Annotated in this window: 23 protein-coding genes; 18 read left to right on the top strand and 5 right to left on the bottom strand. The window is 60.7% G+C overall.

Features of this window, described 5'->3' with window-relative positions; translation table 11 throughout:
* Position 1 precedes the first annotated feature (1 nt).
* From rpsH to rplQ, 14 genes are all read left to right on the top strand, one after another.
* Entirely contained in the window at positions 2-397 is a 396-nt protein-coding gene (gene rpsH / locus J0W34_RS18210) for a 30S ribosomal protein S8 (protein ID WP_227816673.1), read from the top strand.
* 10 nt (positions 398-407) lie between these two features.
* Complete coding sequence (gene rplF, locus J0W34_RS18205) at positions 408-941, top strand: 50S ribosomal protein L6 (RefSeq protein ID WP_227816672.1); 534 nt, start codon at positions 408-410, stop codon at positions 939-941.
* Between the two features lie 15 nt (positions 942-956).
* Complete coding sequence (rplR, locus tag J0W34_RS18200) at positions 957-1310, top strand: 50S ribosomal protein L18 (protein WP_227816748.1); 354 nt, start codon at positions 957-959, stop codon at positions 1308-1310.
* A gap of 12 nt (positions 1311-1322) precedes the next feature.
* Entirely contained in the window at positions 1323-1847 is a 525-nt protein-coding gene (rpsE, locus tag J0W34_RS18195; protein WP_227816671.1) for a 30S ribosomal protein S5, read from the top strand.
* 4 nt (positions 1848-1851) lie between these two features.
* Positions 1852-2034: a 50S ribosomal protein L30 gene (gene rpmD, locus J0W34_RS18190; RefSeq protein ID WP_227816670.1), complete on the top strand. Its 183-nt coding sequence runs from the start codon at positions 1852-1854 to the stop codon at positions 2032-2034.
* A gap of 1 nt (position 2035) precedes the next feature.
* On the top strand, positions 2036-2470 hold the full coding sequence (rplO, locus tag J0W34_RS18185) for a 50S ribosomal protein L15 (protein WP_227816669.1): 435 nt from the start codon (positions 2036-2038) through the stop codon (positions 2468-2470).
* A gap of 75 nt (positions 2471-2545) precedes the next feature.
* Positions 2546-3808, top strand: coding sequence for a preprotein translocase subunit SecY (gene secY, locus J0W34_RS18180; RefSeq protein ID WP_227816747.1), 1263 nt, complete (start codon positions 2546-2548; stop codon positions 3806-3808).
* A 5-nt stretch (positions 3809-3813) separates the two neighbouring features.
* Positions 3814-4032: a translation initiation factor IF-1 gene (gene infA / locus J0W34_RS18175; RefSeq protein WP_173767272.1), complete on the top strand. Its 219-nt coding sequence runs from the start codon at positions 3814-3816 to the stop codon at positions 4030-4032.
* Positions 4033-4054: 22 nt separating this feature from the next.
* Positions 4055-4168 (top strand): 50S ribosomal protein L36, encoded by a 114-nt coding sequence (gene rpmJ / locus J0W34_RS18170; RefSeq protein WP_011767118.1) that lies wholly within the window; start codon positions 4055-4057, stop codon positions 4166-4168.
* A 53-nt stretch (positions 4169-4221) separates the two neighbouring features.
* Positions 4222-4584, top strand: coding sequence for a 30S ribosomal protein S13 (gene rpsM, locus J0W34_RS18165; protein WP_227816668.1), 363 nt, complete (start codon positions 4222-4224; stop codon positions 4582-4584).
* Between the two features lie 12 nt (positions 4585-4596).
* Positions 4597-4986: a 30S ribosomal protein S11 gene (gene rpsK / locus J0W34_RS18160; RefSeq protein ID WP_227816667.1), complete on the top strand. Its 390-nt coding sequence runs from the start codon at positions 4597-4599 to the stop codon at positions 4984-4986.
* Between the two features lie 13 nt (positions 4987-4999).
* Positions 5000-5629 (top strand): 30S ribosomal protein S4, encoded by a 630-nt coding sequence (gene rpsD, locus J0W34_RS18155; protein WP_227816666.1) that lies wholly within the window; start codon positions 5000-5002, stop codon positions 5627-5629.
* A 37-nt stretch (positions 5630-5666) separates the two neighbouring features.
* Positions 5667-6647 carry a DNA-directed RNA polymerase subunit alpha gene (locus J0W34_RS18150; protein ID WP_227816665.1) on the top strand — a complete coding sequence of 327 codons (981 nt, stop codon included), beginning with the start codon at positions 5667-5669 and terminating at the stop codon, positions 6645-6647.
* Positions 6648-6672: 25 nt separating this feature from the next.
* Positions 6673-7083, top strand: coding sequence for a 50S ribosomal protein L17 (rplQ, locus tag J0W34_RS18145; RefSeq protein WP_227816664.1), 411 nt, complete (start codon positions 6673-6675; stop codon positions 7081-7083).
* Positions 7084-7137: 54 nt separating this feature from the next.
* Here the strand turns inward: rplQ and J0W34_RS18140 are convergent, their stop codons facing one another.
* From J0W34_RS18140 to J0W34_RS18130, 3 genes are read right to left on the bottom strand one after another with little or no spacing between them, the layout of a single operon-like run.
* Positions 7138-7512, bottom strand: coding sequence for an RNA-binding S4 domain-containing protein (locus J0W34_RS18140; RefSeq protein WP_227816663.1), 375 nt, complete (start codon positions 7510-7512; stop codon positions 7138-7140).
* 11 nt (positions 7513-7523) lie between these two features.
* A complete protein-coding gene (locus tag J0W34_RS18135; RefSeq protein WP_230969718.1) occupies positions 7524-8072 on the bottom strand; it encodes a response regulator transcription factor in 549 nt (182 codons plus the stop codon).
* A complete protein-coding gene (locus tag J0W34_RS18130) occupies positions 8069-9250 on the bottom strand; it encodes an ATP-binding protein (protein ID WP_230969717.1) in 1182 nt (393 codons plus the stop codon). The genes J0W34_RS18135 and J0W34_RS18130 overlap by 4 nt, the downstream gene beginning before the upstream one ends.
* Before the next feature lie 223 nt (positions 9251-9473).
* Here J0W34_RS18130 and J0W34_RS18125 point away from each other — a divergent pair, with 223 nt between their 5' ends.
* The 4 genes from J0W34_RS18125 to J0W34_RS18110 all read left to right on the top strand — a co-directional run bounded on the left by J0W34_RS18125 (position 9474) and on the right by J0W34_RS18110 (position 12552).
* On the top strand, positions 9474-9902 hold the full coding sequence (locus J0W34_RS18125; protein WP_230969716.1) for a copper chaperone PCu(A)C: 429 nt from the start codon (positions 9474-9476) through the stop codon (positions 9900-9902).
* Between the two features lie 123 nt (positions 9903-10025).
* Positions 10026-11048 carry a UDP-glucose 4-epimerase GalE gene (gene galE, locus J0W34_RS18120; protein WP_230969715.1) on the top strand — a complete coding sequence of 341 codons (1023 nt, stop codon included), beginning with the start codon at positions 10026-10028 and terminating at the stop codon, positions 11046-11048.
* A 78-nt stretch (positions 11049-11126) separates the two neighbouring features.
* A complete protein-coding gene (locus J0W34_RS18115; RefSeq protein WP_230969714.1) occupies positions 11127-11588 on the top strand; it encodes a MarR family winged helix-turn-helix transcriptional regulator in 462 nt (153 codons plus the stop codon).
* A 46-nt stretch (positions 11589-11634) separates the two neighbouring features.
* Entirely contained in the window at positions 11635-12552 is a 918-nt protein-coding gene (locus tag J0W34_RS18110; protein WP_227816657.1) for a mechanosensitive ion channel family protein, read from the top strand.
* A gap of 3 nt (positions 12553-12555) precedes the next feature.
* On the opposite strand, the gene J0W34_RS18105 is transcribed toward J0W34_RS18110, so the two are convergent.
* Both J0W34_RS18105 and uvrA read right to left on the bottom strand, forming a co-directional pair.
* A complete protein-coding gene (locus tag J0W34_RS18105) occupies positions 12556-12867 on the bottom strand; it encodes a hypothetical protein (RefSeq protein WP_230969713.1) in 312 nt (103 codons plus the stop codon).
* Between the two features lie 155 nt (positions 12868-13022).
* Positions 13023-15851: an excinuclease ABC subunit UvrA gene (gene uvrA / locus J0W34_RS18100; RefSeq protein ID WP_230969712.1), complete on the bottom strand. Its 2829-nt coding sequence runs from the start codon at positions 15849-15851 to the stop codon at positions 13023-13025.
* Positions 15852-15988 lie beyond the last annotated feature (137 nt).

The raw sequence follows: 15988 nt of genomic DNA, 5'->3' as shown, positions 1-15988 counted from the left end.
AATGAGTATGTCCGATCCGATCGCCGATATGCTGACCCGCATCCGTAATGGCCAAATGGCTCAGAAGGCTTCCGTGGTGATGCCTTCATCAAAGCTGAAAGTGGCTATCGCCAAGGTGCTTCAGGAAGAAGGCTATATCGACGGTTTCAGCGTTCGCGAAGGCGAAGGCAAGCCCGAGCTCGACGTAACGCTCAAGTACTATGCCGGCGAACCGGTTATTGAGCGAATCGAGCGTGTTTCCAAGCCGGGTCTGCGTGTTTACAAGGGTAGCAACGACCTGCCGCGCGTGATGAACGGCTTGGGTGTTGCCATTGTTTCTACGCCGAAGGGCGTGATGACTGATCGTGCCGCGCGTGCCAATCGCGTCGGCGGTGAAGTCATCTGCATCGTCGCGTAAGGAGGCAAGAATGTCTCGAGTAGCTAAGAATCCGATCTCGTTGCCGTCTGGCGTCGAGGTCAAGATTGCAGGCGGCGAGATCAGCGTGAAGGGCCCGCTGGGTCAGCTGAGCCGCCCGGTGCACCCTGCAGTGACGGTCGCCCAGGAAGACGGTGCGCTCGTTTGCTCTGCAAACGACGGTAGCAAGATCTCCCGTTCGATGTCTGGCACGATGCGCGCTCTGGTCAACAACATGGTTGTTGGCGTGAGCAAGGGTTTCGAGCGCAAGCTGAACCTGGTTGGCGTGGGTTATCGCGCTCAGGCTCAGGGCAAGAAGCTGAACCTCAGCCTCGGTTTCTCCCATCCGGTCGAGCATGAATTGCCGGACGGTGTGACCGCTGAGACCCCTTCCCAGACAGAAATTGTTATCAAGGGAACGGACAAACAACTGGTTGGTCAGATCGCCGCTGAAGTGCGTGCGTACCGTCCGCCCGAGCCCTACAAAGGCAAGGGTGTTCGTTACTCCGACGAGCGTGTTGTGATCCGGGAAACCAAGAAGAAGTAAGGGCGGTTTGTCATGATGAACAAGAAAGCGGTGCGTTTGCGCCGGGCTCGCAAAACTCGAGCCAAAATTTCCGAGCTCAAGACGGTCCGTCTGACGGTCTATCGCTCCAATCAGCACATCTATGCCCAGATCATTTCCGGCTGCGGCTCTCAGGTCATGGCATCTGCCTCGACCAACGAGAAAGGTGCCCGTGCCGAGAATGGCAAGGGTGGCACCGTCGCAGCGGCCGAAGAGGTTGGCAAGCGTATCGCCGAACGTGCGAAAGCTGCTGGCGTAGAGCAGGTGGCATTCGACCGTGCTGGTTTCCACTATCACGGCCGCGTCAAGGCGTTGGCTGAGGCGGCTCGCGAAGCCGGCCTCAAGTTCTAAGCGAGGGTAGCAATGGCTAAACAGCAAACCAAGCGCGCCCAGGCAGCCGAAGAGCGGGACGATTCCCTGCGCGAAAAGATGGTGGCGATCAATCGCGTCACCAAGGTTGTCAAGGGTGGTCGTATTCTCGGCTTCGCAGCACTGACGGTTGTCGGCGACGGCGACGGCGGTGTCGGCATGGGCAAGGGCAAGGCACGTGAAGTGCCGGTCGCCGTCCAGAAGGCCATGGACGAAGCCCGCCGCAAGATGGCGAAGGTATCCCTGAAAGAAGGGACTCTGCACCATGCAGTGGTCGGTCGGCACGGTGCCGCTACCGTCCTGATGCAGCCGGCTCCGCACGGTACCGGCATCATCGCCGGCGGTCCGATGCGTGCCGTCTTCGAAGTCATGGGTGTGACCGACATCATCTGCAAGTGCATTGGCTCGTCTAACCCGTACAACGTCGTTCGCGCGACGTTGAACGGCCTGTTCGCCGTGCGCACGCCGGCCCAGATTGCTGCCAAACGCGGCAAGTCGGTCGAAGAGTTGATTGGGTGAAATCATGGCTGACAACAAAATCAAGGTAACGCTCGTCAAGAGCGTGATCGGTACCAAGCAGTCTCACCGTGCCACTGTTCGTGGTCTCGGGCTGCGTCGTCTGAACCACACGGTCGAGCTGGTTGATACTCCGCAAGTGCGCGGCATGATCAACAAGGTTCGCTACCTGGTGAAGTGCGAGGGTTAAGATGAAACTCAATACCATCAAGCCGGCCGAAGGCGCCAAGCATGCTTCCAAGCGTGTTGGTCGCGGTATCGGTTCCGGTCTCGGCAAAACCGCTGGTCGGGGCCACAAGGGTCAGAAGTCCCGCGCTGGCGGCTTTCACAAAGTCGGTTTTGAAGGCGGTCAGATGCCGATTCAGCGTCGACTGCCCAAGCGCGGTTTCGTGTCGCTGATGAAAGGTCGTAAGGCTGAGGTTCGCCTCTCCGAGCTCGATCGGTTGCCGGTGGACGAAATCGACATGCTGGTGCTGAAGCAGGCCGGCGTTATCGCTGCCGACGCAATCACTGCCAAAGTCATTCTTTCGGGCGAAATCACCCGTAAAGTGACGATCAAGGGTGTTGGTGTGACCAAGGGTGCCAAGGCTGCCATTGAGGCTGCCGGCGGTTCCATCGCGGCTTAAGGTCAGGGCAAAGTGGCAAAGCAACCCGCAGCAATCGGAAATCAGGGCAAGTTCGGCGATTTGCGTCGTCGATTCATGTTCCTGATCGGCGCACTGATCGTTTATCGGATCGGTGCGCACATTCCGGTGCCGGGCATTGATCCGAAGGCGCTGGCAGATTTGTTCCAGTCGCAGCAGGGTGGCATCCTCGGGGTGTTCAACCTGTTTTCGGGCGGTGCGCTCTCTCGCTTCACGATCTTTGCATTGGGGATCATGCCGTATATTTCGGCGTCGATCATCATGCAGCTGATGACGGTAGCGTCGCCTCAGCTCGAAGCGCTGAAGAAAGAAGGCGAGGCCGGACGTCGCAAGATCACTCAGTACACGCGTTACGGTACGGTTGCCCTAGCGTTGTTCCAAGCCATCGGTATCTCCGTGGCGCTCGAGGGGCAGCCGGGCCTGGTCATTGATCCGGGTCTGATGTTCCGGTTTGTCACGGTTGCCACGCTGGTGACTGGCACCATGTTCTTGATGTGGCTCGGAGAGCAGATCACGGAGCGGGGGCTTGGCAACGGAATCTCGCTGATCATCTTCGCGGGTATCGCCTCTGGTTTGCCCAATGCGATTGGTGGGTTGTTCGAGCTGGTTCGCACCGGTGCAATGCACCCCTTTACTGCGCTGTTCATTTGCATTCTCGTGGTGCTCGTGACTGGTGTGGTCGTGTTTGTTGAACGGGGGCAGCGGAAGATTCTGGTCAATTACGCCAAGCGCCAGGTTGGCAACAAGGTGTACGGGGGGCAAAGCTCTCATCTGCCTCTGAAGCTGAACATGGCCGGTGTCATTCCGCCAATCTTTGCGTCGAGCATCATCCTGTTCCCGGCAACGCTGGGGCAGTGGTTCGGCGAGTCGGCCGGCATGTCGTGGTTGAAGGATCTTTCTTCAACCCTGTCACCTGGGCAGCCGATATACGTGATGCTTTACGCGGCTGCAATCGTGTTCTTCTGCTTCTTCTACACGGCGTTGGTTTTCAATGCCAAGGAGACGGCGGATAACCTGAAGAAGAGCGGCGCATTCGTGCCCGGGATTCGTCCAGGAGAGCAAACGGCGAAGTACATCGATCGCATCCTGATGCGCTTGACCTTTGCCGGGGCAATCTACATCACCCTGGTGTGTCTGTTGCCCGAGTTTCTGATTTTGAAGTGGAACGTGCCGTTCTACTTCGGGGGTACCTCGCTGTTGATCATCGTGGTCGTGACCATGGATTTCATGGCGCAGGTTCAGGCGTACATCATGTCTCACCAGTATGAAAGTCTTCTCAAGAAGGCTAACTTCAAGGGTGCAGGCATTCCGATGCGGTAAGTGTAATGGCGAAGGAAGACGTCATTGAGATGCAGGGGGAGGTGCTTGAAAACCTCCCGAACGCGACCTTCCGGGTGCGTCTGGAAAACGGCCACGAAGTACTGGGGCATATTTCCGGAAAGATGCGTATGCATTACATCCGGATTTTGCCCGGGGATCGTGTCACTGTGCAGCTGACCCCGTACGACCTGACAAAAGGGCGGATTGTTTTCCGCTCCAAGTAACTGAATTTACGGGAGTATCAAAATGAGAGTGCAGGCTTCAGTCAAGCGCATCTGCCGCAACTGCAAGATCATTCGCCGCAAGGGCGTTGTTCGTGTGATTTGCACGGACCCGCGTCACAAGCAGCGCCAAGGTTGATGGCTTCGGCTGTCAAGGTTATAATTTAAAGTTTAGCTTTCTGGGGTGATCGGATGGCCCGTATTGCTGGGGTAAACATTCCCAATCACAAACATGCCGAAATCGCACTGACTGCGATTTTTGGTGTCGGCCGTACCCGCGCGCAGCAAATCTGCGATGCGGCAGGCGTTGAGCGTTCCGCGAAGATGAAGGATCTGACCGAGACCGACATGGAGCGTCTGCGTGAAGCGGTCGGTCAGTTTGTCGTCGAAGGTGATCTGCGTCGCGAAGTGACGATGAGCATCAAGCGCCTGATGGACCTGAGCTGCTACCGCGGCCTGCGCCACCGTCGTGGCCTGCCGTGTCGTGGTCAGCGTACCCGCACCAATGCTCGTACCCGCAAGGGTCCGCGCAAGGCGATTGCCGGCAAGAAGTGATAGAGAATATATATGGCTAAGACTGCTACCAAAGTTCGCAAGAAGGTCAAAAAGAACGTTGCCGAAGGCATCGCTCACATTCATGCGAGCTTCAACAACACGATCATCACCATCACGGATCGCCAGGGTAACGCCCTGTCGTGGGCGACCGCTGGTGGTGCTGGCTTCAAGGGCTCGCGCAAGAGCACGCCTTTCGCAGCCCAGGTGGCTGCCGAAGCGGCTGGCAAGGCTGCTCAGGAATGCGGCATCAAGAATCTGGAAGTGCGCATCAAGGGCCCGGGCCCTGGCCGTGAGTCTTCCGTGCGTGCTCTGAATGCGCTGGGTATCAAGGTGAGCAGCATCACCGATATCACACCGATTCCGCACAATGGTTGCCGGCCGCCCAAGAAGCGCCGTATCTAACAAGGAGTAAAACGTGGCTCGCAATCTTGATCCCAAGTGCCGCCAGTGCCGTCGCGAGGGCGAAAAGCTCTTCCTGAAAGGCGAAAAGTGCTTTACCGACAAGTGCGCTATCGAGCGCCGCGCGTATGCGCCGGGTCAGCATGGTCAACGTTCCGGTCAGCGTATGTCTGGTTACGGCGTGCAACTGCGCGAGAAGCAGAAGATTCGTCGCCTCTACGGCGTGCTTGAGCGTCAGTTCCGCAAGGTGTACGCGGAAGCTGATCGCCGCAAGGGGCAGACCGGTGAAAACCTGCTTCAGCTGCTCGAAGGGCGTCTGGATTCTGTCGCATACCGCATGGGTTTTGGTATTTCCCGTGCTGAAGCGCGCCAGGTGGTCCGTCACAATGGCGTCCTCGTGAACGGGCGCCGTGTGAATATTCCGTCCTTCAACGTGAAGCCGGGCGACGTGGTCGAGCTGACGGAAAGCACCCGTGGCACGCTGCGAGTCAAGGCTGCTCTCGAGGCTGCGGAAGGTCGCGGTTTTCCTGAGTGGATCGAGGTGGATGTCAAGGCTGGCAAGGGTACCTTCAAAGCTTATCCGCAACGCGCCGAACTGCCTGCGACCCTCAACGAAGGTCTGGTGGTCGAACTTTATTCCCGCTAATTGCGGATTGTCGTAATTTGCGAACCAAGGACTGCTGATGCAAAGCAACGCACTGCTGAAACCTCGCATCATTGACGTGCAAAGCCTCTCCCCGGTGCACGCGCGTGTGACCATGGAGCCGTTTGAACGCGGTTTCGGTCATACGTTGGGCAACGCCCTTCGCCGCATCCTGCTGTCGTCGCTGCCAGGTTGCGCCGCTACCGAGGTGAGCATCGATGGTGTTCTGCACGAGTATTCCACTCTGGATGGCGTCCGCGAGGACGTGGTTGATCTGTTGCTCAACCTCAAGGGTGTGGTACTGAAGATGCACAATCGTGGCGAAGCCACGCTGCGTCTGACCAAAGATGGTGAAGGGGTCGTGACGGCGGGTGATATTGAAACCACTCACGACGTTGAAGTGATCAATCCCGATTTCGTGATTGCTCACCTGGCCCCGGGTGGCAAACTGGACATGCAGATCAAGGTCGAGGAAGGCCGGGGCTATCAGCCTGCCAACCAGCGTCCGACGAGTGCCGAGTCTCGCGCCATCGGGCACATCATGCTGGACGCTTCGTTCAGTCCGGTGCGTCGCGTCAGCTACAAGGTGGAAAGTGCTCGCGTCGAGCAACGAACCGACCTCGACCGTCTGGTCATCGATATCGAGACCAATGGAGCTGTCGATCCGGAAGAGGCCATTCGCTACGCTGCACGCGTACTGGTGGATCAGCTTTCCGTATTTGCCGATCTGGAAGGTACGCCGGTTGTAGAAGAGCAGGCTCAGGCGCCGGCTATTGATCCGGTGCTGCTGCGCCCGGTCGACGACCTCGAACTGACTGTTCGTTCGGCCAACTGTCTCAAGGCCGAGAACATCTATTACATCGGTGACCTGATCCAGCGGACGGAAACCGAACTGCTGAAAACGCCGAATCTCGGTCGCAAGTCGCTGAACGAGATCAAGGAAGTGCTGGCCTCCCGCGGCCTGACCCTCGGCATGAAACTGGAAAATTGGCCGCCGGCCGGGCTTGAGAAGCTCGGTTGATCGGCCAGGATAGAGGAACAAGATCATGCGTCACCGTAACGGTCTTCGCAAACTGAACCGCACGAGTTCGCATCGCCAAGCGATGTTCCGCAACATGGCGAACTCACTGCTGGAACACGAAGCGATCAAAACTACCCTGCCCAAGGCAAAAGAGCTGCGTCGCGTCGTCGAGCCGCTGATTACGCTGGGCAAAAAGCCGTCACTGGCCAACCGTCGTCTGGCTTTCGATCGTCTGCGCAATCGCGAGATGGTTGTGAAGCTCTTCGACGAGCTGGGTCCGCGTTATGCCAACCGTAATGGCGGCTACCTGCGAATCCTGAAGTTCGGCTTCCGTGATGGCGACAATGCGCCGATGGCGTATGTCGAGCTGCTTGACCGGCCGGAAGAGTCCGAGGCTCCGGTGGAAGCACCCGCTGCCGAGGGGCAGGCTGCCTGAGTCGGGTAAAAAGTAGCAATAACAAGGCCGGCCTCTGGGCCGGCTTTGTTTTATCTACAGGTCGTTGAACCCCCGCACTTTCCCGAGGCGACGCCGGTCCTGCTTTGTCGGTCGTCCCCCACGGCGGCCGGATTCGACCGGTGCGGCACTGGCTTGGGCTCGCCGGTCAACACTTTGCTGCGTCTCTTCATAGAGCGCCTGCGCGACTGGGGCAGGGCCGCGTTTGTCCGACAAGGCAATGACGCGGACAGTGATTCGATCCTGCCCGCGTGTGATTTCTACTTCGTCACCGATATGAACCGTGTGGGCCGGCTTGACTCGGGACCCGTTGAGGTGTGCGCGGCCGCCATCGATGGCCGTAGTCGCCATAGAGCGCGTCTTGAAGAACCGCGCCGCCCACAGCCACTTGTCGAGTCGTAACTTGTCCATAGGGGTGGTGCTCAGGTCTTTACCGGTCGTTTGGCGAGTTTTCGCTGCAGTGTGCGCCGATGCATTTTGAGTGCGCGCGCCGTCGCCGATATGTTGCCATTGTGTTCGGCCAGGACGCGTTGAATATGCTCCCACTCGAGTCGGCCGACCGACATGGGTTTGGCCTCCAACTCTCCGCCCGCCGTTTCGTCCGACGGACTTTCCAGGCTCCGAAGGATGCTGTCCACATCTGTGGGTTTGGCCAGATATTGGTAGGCGCCGCGTTTGATTGCCTCGACAGCCGTGGTGATGCTCGCGTACCCCGTGAGCACGAGAATTCTCGCGCCTGGCACCGCTTTCCTTATGGTGTCTATGAGTTCAAGGCCTGAGTGGCCGTTCAGGTTGAGATCGAGGATGACCGCATCCGGTTTGAATGTGTGGAGTGTCTGCGCGAGGCCGTCAGCGTTCTGTGCGCCGGCGGTGGCGATGCCGCGATTCGACAGAGCGCGTTGAAGAATGCGGTTGAACGTGGGGTCGTCATCAATAATGAAGACCCTTTTGAGGTGAAAGTCGGTGTTCATGGGGCGACGGTGGGGAGTGTCATGATGGCGATTGTGCCGCCCCCGGGCCGCCGTTGGTAGGTCAACGAGCCCCCGTGCGACTCGATTGCCGTGTGGGTGAGTAACAGACCGATGCCCAAGCCCTCGCCCGGCAGGGTCTTTCGACCGGAAGGGAGGGTGCTCGAGAGTACGCCGGCAGGTATGCCAGGGCCCCGATCCATGAGGCGAATGTCGACGATATTGCCCCTGAGCACGACTTCGATATCTATTGCCGTATCAGGCGCCGCCTTAAGTGCGTTGGTCAGCAGGTTATGCAGGGCGTGGTCGAGCGCCGCATCTGCAACGATCGCCGGATTCTCGGCCGGCGCCCTTAGGGCCACGTCGGCGTCAGGTCGCTGGACACGAACTGCCTGCACTTGCTGCGCGATCCATTCGCCGACGGGCTGCTTTCGTTGCTCCCGAGCACGTGCGCGACCTGCGACCTCGGTCAGGCGCGACAGAATCGTCTTGCATTGTTCGATCTGTTGATCAACCAGCTGAAGGTCTTCGCGAGTGCTGGCGTCGGGCATGGATGGAATCAGCTCGGTGACGAGTAGCCGCATCGATGCCAACGGCGTTCCCAGCTCATGGGCGGCGCTCGCCGCCTGGTTGGCGAGTGCCAGGATGCGCTCGTTCCGGAGTGCTTGCTCACGTGCATGAGCCAGTGTCTGGTCGCGTAGCCGAATGGCTTGCGTCAGTCGCGATACGTACCACACGACCACGCCTGCGGAGACGGCGAAGGTGGCCTCCATGCCCGCCAGGTGCCACATGGCGGCCTGATCGGGGTTGGGCAGATACAGCGGTCGGTGGGCAAACCAGAGCGTTGCATAGATTGAGATTGAAATGCCCGCGAGCAGCCAGGCCTGTGCCATGGGAAGCAGCGTGGCGCCGACGGCGACCAGGGGTAGCAGCATGGACGCCATCGGATTGGTGGCGCCGCCGGTGAGGTAGAGAAAGCTCGCCCACGCGGCGAGATCGACCAGTAACTCCATAAACGTCGTGCTGGTTGTAGCTGCGGGTTGGGTCCGGTAGGCGAAAAGATTCCAGGCGGTCAGGGCCGTGCCAATGACCAGGATGGCGAGCGTCGGTACACGAATGCCGAAGAGAGGCTCGGCGCCCACCCCGACCATCAGCATGACGAAGATGCTGAGCCATCGCATCGACAATAGTCGCTGCAATGGATTGGCGATGGCGGCAGAGGGTAGGGAGATTGTCGTGTCGAAGCTCACCGAGCCATTATCCCCGATCTTCGTTCGCGCCAAGCCGCTGCGACATCGGGTCGCATGCGCTCCAGCGTCGTAGCCGCTAAGCTGTGGCTTTTGCTAGGCAAGGAGCTTCGGAATGCGGCGAATGGCTGGGTTGGCCCTGTTGATGGCGGGATGGATGAGTTCCGTGGCTTGGGCCGGAGAGGTGCAGGTCATGGGGGCCTGGGTGCGAGGGACTGTGGCAGCGCAGAAGGCGACGGGGGCTTTCATGACGCTGACCGCCCCGGCTGACATGCGCCTGGTGGGCGCGAGTTGCCCCGCAGCCAGCGTGGCCGAAGTTCATGAGATGAAGATGGAGGGCGACATCATGAAGATGCGCCCGATCAACGTGTTGAATCTGCCGGCCGGCGAGCCGGTGGAGCTCAAACCCGGCGGTTATCACATCATGCTGATGGGGCTCAAGGCACCACTCGCAGAAGGGGATCAGGTTGATATCACCCTGCAGCTCGAAACGGCTGACGGTGGCCTCGTCGAGCAGACAGTGGCGGCGCCGGTCCGTGCGCTTGCTGCCGGGGGCATGACTCATGGGCAGATGAAGCATCATTGACACCTCCTGCCCGGGACCCCAATCTGGCCGCCCTCGTGCGGCCTTTTTCATTTTTTGTCGCAGTGATTGCGGGTCGGGCGCGCTATCATCGGGGAACCCTGACGTAACGGAATGGAAAGTACCATGGCATGTGTCCTTGTGACGGGCGGCGCCGGCTACATTGGCTCGCATACCTGCGTAGAACTGCTGGCAGCCGGTCATCAGGTGGTTGTGCTCGACAACTACTGCAACAGCAAGCCGGTCGCGCTCGACCGGGTGGAGGAAATCTCGGGACAGCGGCTGACAGCGCGCTATGAGGCCGATATCCGTGATCGGGCCCGCCTTGCCGAGATTTTTTCCGAGCATGCCGTCGACGCGGTCATTCATTTTGCCGGGCTCAAGGCAGTCGGCGAGTCGGTCAGCCAGCCGATGGCGTACTACGACAACAATGTGAGCGGCACCGTGGTGCTCGCCGAGGTGATGGCCGAGGCGGGGGTGAAACGGATCGTATTCAGCTCTTCGGCGACCGTTTATGGTGATCCGTCGTCGGTGCCCATACGTGAAGATTTCCCCACCGGGCCGACCAACCCCTATGGGCGGACCAAGTGGATGCTCGAATACATCCTGAGTGACATTGCGGCGGCCGATCCGCAGTGGCATGTCGCGCTGCTGCGCTATTTCAATCCGGTGGGGGCGCATGCCTCGGGGCGCATTGGCGAAGATCCGAACGGCATTCCCAACAACCTGATGCCCTATGTCACCCAGGTGGCCATCGGCCGGTTGCCCCAGCTTCAGGTGTTTGGTGACGACTACCCGACCCATGACGGCACCGGCGTACGCGACTACATTCATGTGGTCGATCTCGCTCAGGGGCATGTGCGCGCGGTGGAGAAGTTGATGTCAGGCCATGGCGTGCTGACGGTGAATCTGGGCACCGGGCAAGGCTACAGTGTTCTGGATGTGGTCAAGGCCTTCGAGAAGGCATCCGGCCGGCCTGTGCCGTACAAGATCGCGCCGCGCCGTCCGGGTGATATCGCCACCTGCTTTGCCGACCCCGCGAGGGCAGAGGCCGAGTTGGGCTGGCGGGCTCGTTTCGGTCTCGAGCAGATGTGCGACGACGCCTGGCGCTGGCAATCCCTCAATCCCGACGGATTTGTCGATCGCTGAGGATCCCGATGCTGGACGCGTGTCCCGCGCGCGCCTATGATCGGCGGTCTGCGACAACCTCGAGATCGGCGGTCTGATTTGAACCCCTCCGCACATGAGGCGCTGCGGCTGTTTCGCTCCATTTACGCCGCAGTACGCCACCACCTCCAGAATATCGAACGTCAATGCGGCGCCAGTGGTGCCCAGGTCTGGGCGCTGGCGACCGTGTCGCGCCAGCCCGGCATCCGGGTCACCGAGCTGGCGGCGGCCATGGCGATTCATCCGTCGACCGCGAGCAATCTGGTGGCCAAGGCCGAGCGCGCAGGCCTGGTCCGTCGAGAGCGTTCCAGGCGTGACCAGCGGGTCGTGCATCTTTATCTGACCGAGTCTGGTGGCGAGGTGCTGGCCAAGGCGCCCGAACCGGTGGCCGGTCTTCTGCCCGATGCGCTGGGGCGCTTGCCCGACGACATCCTTGACCGCTTGCGGGATGATCTCCAGACGCTTGCGTCGACCATGTCGGTGAAGGTCGACGCGGCGGACAAGCCATTCTCCGAACTCTGAACACGCTTTCACGGTCTGACGGACACGCTTCGCAACAGGACGTCCGATGAATCTGGAACTGTCGCTGGATCAGCTCATCCGCTGGTTGAATACCCCGCTTTTCTCGGTGGGTGAAACCGACGTCAACGCGATGCGGATAGTCGGTCTCGTGCTGATTCTGATTCTGTCCTGGTGGGCGGCGCGCATGATCGAGCGGACCATGGTTCGCCTGTCGTCTGGCCGCAAGACCGGCATGAGCGACTCGGCGCTGTATGCGCTGGGCCGGATCATGCGCTACGTGATCTGGATCATCGGCTCGGTGATCGGCCTGAGTTTCATCGGTTTCGATCTCGGTTCTCTGGCCATCATGGGCGGCGCGCTCGGTGTCGGCATCGGCTTCGGGTTGCAGAATATCTTCAGCAACCTCATCTCGGGCATCATCATCCTGCTTGAAAAAACCCTGAAAGTGGGTGACTTCGTCGACCTGGAGTCCGGCGTCATGGGGCGCGTGGCCGAAATCAACATGCGCTACACCCGGATCATCACCAATGATGCGGTTGACGTGCTCGTGCCGAACTCCGAGTTCATCAACGGGCGTGTCGTGAACTGGACCTTCGGTGATTCGCTGCGTCGGATTCGCGTCCCTTTCGGTGTGGCCTACGGGACCGACAAGGACATGGTGCGGGATGTGGTGCTTGAGGCCGCGCGATCAATCGAGGACACCGTCGAAGATGCGACTCACCAGACGGAGGTGTGGCTGGTGAGTTTCGGCGAAAGCTCGCTCGATTTCGAACTGCTGGTCTGGGTGGGGGAGTCCGGCGTCCGGGCGCCCGGACGGATGCTCGCCAAATACCTTTGGGCTGTCGAGACGGCGCTGAGCGGCGCGCAGATCGAGATTCCATTCCCGCAGCGCGATCTGCATGTGCGCAGCGGCCGGCTGGAGGTCGCCATGCCCGAGCCAGCAGATCAGGGCCGGCCGGCGTAGCGCTTACCAGTCGTTCCGGCTACGGATGCGGTTCCTGTATTGCACGTCGGTGGGCAGGTGCTTCTGCATGGCTTCAAGGCGGCTTTCAAGCTGGGCGCTGGCCTGATCCAGCGTGGCCCGGGACAGTTTGGGCAGTTCGCGTTGTCTTGCGATCAGACGTGCGAGTTTGTCGACGGCGTCCTTGCGCTGCTTGCCATCGGGCGGCAGATAAAGGCCAAACCCGGCCTGCTCGAGTAGTTCAAGCACCTTCAAACGACGCTCCAGGCGATTGTTGTAACGCTCGTTCGGGTCTTCCGGCAAGGCGTTTTCGGGCATGGGATCAAGGCTCAAAAAAAAGAGGGGTAACTGGACGCTAGCACGGCGCTGCGTACACACCAGTTCAGGCCGCTGATCGGCAGGATTTGATGCATGACCGGCTGTTTGCGAAACAAGCACTTACAACCTTCGTCATAGGTAAGCACGTGCCGGGTTCAATGCCCCTTGTTGAGCAAGGGCGCCAGATAGCGGCCGGTATGGCTGGCTGCCGTGGCGGCGATGTCCTCAGGGGTGCCGGTGGCCACGATGGTGCCGCCGCCGTCGCCACCTTCCGGGCCGAGATCCAGCAGCCAGTCTGCGGTTTTGATGACATCAAGGTTGTGTTCGATCACCACCACGGTATTGCCATGGTCGCGCAGCCGATGCAGCACGCCGAGCAGGAGCTCGATGTCATGGAAGTGCAGACCGGTGGTGGGTTCGTCGAGGATGTAGAGTGTGCGACCCGTATCCCGTTTGGACAGTTCAAGCGATAGTTTGACGCGCTGGGCCTCGCCACCGGAGAGGGTGGTTGCGCTCTGGCCGAGGCGGATGTAGCCCAGCCCCACATCCATGAGCGTCTGCAGCTTGCGCGCCACCACCGGCACCGGCGAGAAGAAGTCGAGTGCCTGCTCGACCGTCATCTCGAGCACGTCGTGGATGGTGCGGCCCTTGTAGCGGATTTCGAGCGTTTCCCGGTTGTAGCGCTTGCCGTGGCATACATCGCAAGGCACGTACATGTCGGGCAGGAAGTGCATCTCGACCTTGATCAGGCCGTCACCCTGGCAAGCCTCACAGCGGCCGCCTTTCACGTTGAATGAAAAACGACCCGGCCCGTAGCCGCGGGCACGGGCGTCGGGCACCCCGGCAAACAGTTCGCGGATGGGGGTCAGCAAGCCGGTATAGGTGGCCGGGTTCGAGCGCGGCGTGCGGCCGATCGGCGACTGGTCCACATTGATGACCTTGTCGAAGAAGGCCAGCCCCTCGATGGTTTCGTGGGGTGCCGGGTCCGTATTCGAGCCATAGAGATGCTTTGCGGCAACGGCATAGAGCGTGTCGTTGATCAGCGTGGACTTGCCCGAGCCCGACACGCCGGTCACGCACGTGAGCAGGCCGACCGGGATGGAGACGCTCACGTTCTTGAGATTGTTGCCCTGGCAATGAATCAGTTCGAGTTGCCGGTCGGCCTGCGGCTCGGTCCGCTGGGCGGGGACCGGAATCGTTCGCCGTCCGGAAAGGTAGGCGCCGGTCAGAGAGGCCTCATCGAGCGCGATGTCTTCCGGCAGGCCTTCGGCAATCACTTCGCCGCCGTGCTCACCCGCACCCGGGCCCATGTCGACCACGTGATCGGCCGCCCGTATGGCGTCTTCGTCGTGTTCGACGACGATCACCGTGTTGCCCATGTCGCGCAGGCGCTTGAGCGTGCCGAGCAGGCGGTCGTTGTCACGCTGGTGCAGGCCGATGGAGGGCTCGTCGAGCACGTACATGACGCCGGTCAGGCCGGAGCCGATCTGGCTGGCAAGCCGGATGCGCTGTGCTTCTCCGCCCGACAGGGTGTCGGCGGAGCGGTGGAGGGTGAGGTAGTTCAAGCCGACATTGATGAGAAACTGCAGGCGGCTGGTGATCTCGCGCACGATCTTGTCTGCCACCTGTGCGCGGTGCCCCGACAGCTCGAGTGAGTCAAAAAACCGGGCAGCCTCGGCCAGGGGCATCTGACTGACCTCGGGCAGGTTGCGCTCCCCGATGCGCACGTGACGTGCCTCGGCCCGCAGCCGCGTGCCGCCACAGGTCGGGCAGGGTTGTTCGGCGCGCAATTTCGCCAGTTCGTCCCGTACGGTGATCGAGTCCGTTTCGCGAAAACGCCGCTCCAGATTGGGAATGATGCCTTCGAAGGCATGCTCCTTGAGCACGGCGCGGCCACTGTCCGACAGATAGTTGAATGCGATGGTCGTGCGGCCGCTTCCGTACAGCACCACCTCGCGCACGCTCTCGGGCAATTCATCGAACGGGGTCTCGACGTCGAAGGTGTAGTGCCGTGCCAGCGAGGTGAGCATCTGGAAGTAGAACTGGTTGCGGCGATCCCAGCCCCTGATGGCGCCGCCGGCGAGCGAGAGGTGCGGGTGTGCCACCACCCGGGTCGGATCGAAGAACTCCATCAGGCCGAGACCGTCGCATTTCGGGCAGGCGCCGGCCGGGTTGTTGAAGGAGAACAGACGGGGTTCGAGTTCGGCCAGGGCGAAGCTGCAGACCGGGCAGGCGAAGCGCGAGGAAAACAGATGGGTGTCGCCGCTGTCCATCTCCAGCGCGATGGCGCGCCCCTCGGCGTGGGTCAGCGCGGTCTCGAAAGATTCGGCCAGCCGCTGACGGGCGTCCGCCCGGACCTTGAGGCGGTCAATGACCACATCCACATCATGGCGCTTGTTCTTGTCGAGCTTTGGCGCGGCATCGAGTTCGAACACCTCGCCATTGACCCGCACGCGCACGAAGCCCTGTGCGCGCAGTTCGGCAAACAGTTCGAGCTGTTCGCCCTTGCGACCGCTGACTACCGGCGCCAGGATCATGAGCTTGGTCTCGTCCGGCAGCGACAGCACATGGTCGACCATCTGGCTCACGCTCTGGGCCTCGAGCGGATGCTCCGGGTGGTCGGGACAATGCGGGATGCCGGCGCGTGCGTACAACAGGCGCAGATAGTCGTGAATCTCGGTCACGGTGCCCACGGTCGAGCGCGGATTGTGGCTGGTTGCTTTCTGTTCGATCGAAATGGCCGGCGACAGCCCCTCGATGAGATCGACGTCCGGCTTTTCCATGAGCTGCAGGAACTGGCGGGCGTACGCGGAAAGCGACTCCACATAACGACGCTGCCCCTCGGCGTACAGGGTGTCGAAGGCAAGTGAGGATTTGCCTGAGCCCGACAGGCCCGTGATCACCGTCAGCCGGTTGCGCGGCAGATCCAGGTTGATGTTCTTGAGGTTATGGGTGCGTGCCCCGCGGATTCGAATATCGTCCATGACCTGATGTGCACCCGCGGATAGCGGGCGGAAGCTCCGTGGTTCGTAGCCGTCCGGTGGGGCGGCCGCCGTGGTTCTGTTGCGCTGCTTCGGGCCGGCGCAACCTGCTAATATACGCAACTCGCTTCGCCCTGACC

Origin of the sequence: Nitrogeniibacter aestuarii (genome assembly GCF_017309585.1) — a bacterium.
Lineage (GTDB): Bacteria > Pseudomonadota > Gammaproteobacteria > Burkholderiales > Rhodocyclaceae > Nitrogeniibacter > Nitrogeniibacter aestuarii.
This window is presented reverse-complemented; position numbering and strand designations above follow the sequence as displayed.